Origin of the sequence: Pueribacillus sp. YX66 (genome assembly GCF_041725775.1) — a bacterium.
Lineage (GTDB): Bacteria > Bacillota > Bacilli > Bacillales > UBA6769 > Pueribacillus.
Genome location: NZ_JBEUEL010000091.1, coordinates 1 through 596, shown reverse-complemented (window position 1 = coordinate 596; position 596 = coordinate 1). Strand labels below are relative to the sequence as shown.

The 596-nt window shown below is 38.4% G+C and carries 1 protein-coding gene; it reads right to left on the bottom strand.

Going from position 1 to position 596, the window contains the following annotated elements; all coding sequences use genetic code 11:
• A partial coding sequence (locus ABU914_RS15465; protein WP_483880160.1) for a Mu transposase domain-containing protein occupies positions 1 to 596 on the bottom strand: 596 nt, incomplete at both ends.

Below are 596 nucleotides of genomic sequence, written 5' to 3'. Positions count from 1 at the left end.
TGATTGACTGCTTTCATGACATCGTCTAAGTTATCGTGTTCTCGGATATAGAAGAGTAGCTCTATGAATTCCTTCTCATTTCCGATATAATACGTGGTGTATAAGTTTTTTATTTGTGTTGGTGCCTGCTTCAAGCATTCGCTTTGAGCGAGGGCACCTTTTTTCTTTTGAAATGTTTTTAAATAGTGATACAGGTTCATTTCCCATTGGTGTACCCCCCAGTTCCGTGGATGTTCTGCCATCAGTTCTCCGTCAATAAATAATTTAATCGTTTCAGCTCCTACCTTTGCTTTGATGTATTTTCCAACATGACCTTCTGGAACAGAGTAATGATTTTGTTTAATAACAACCGTACTATATTTATCAACACGGCATTCAATAAGTTCAGCCGCATCAAAAGGAGCAATAGCTGGGCGCGACACCGCCTTTTCCTTTTTCATAAGGCAAATATGTTGTTCTTTGTGTTCATGATGCAATCGTTGATTCAACTTTTGTAATGTAGCTGAAAGGTGTTCTTCGGCTTCATGTAAACTTGAGAACGTGTGTAGTGAAGAAAAAGCTTTTCGTCTAATAAACTCAACACTTCGCTCTACATG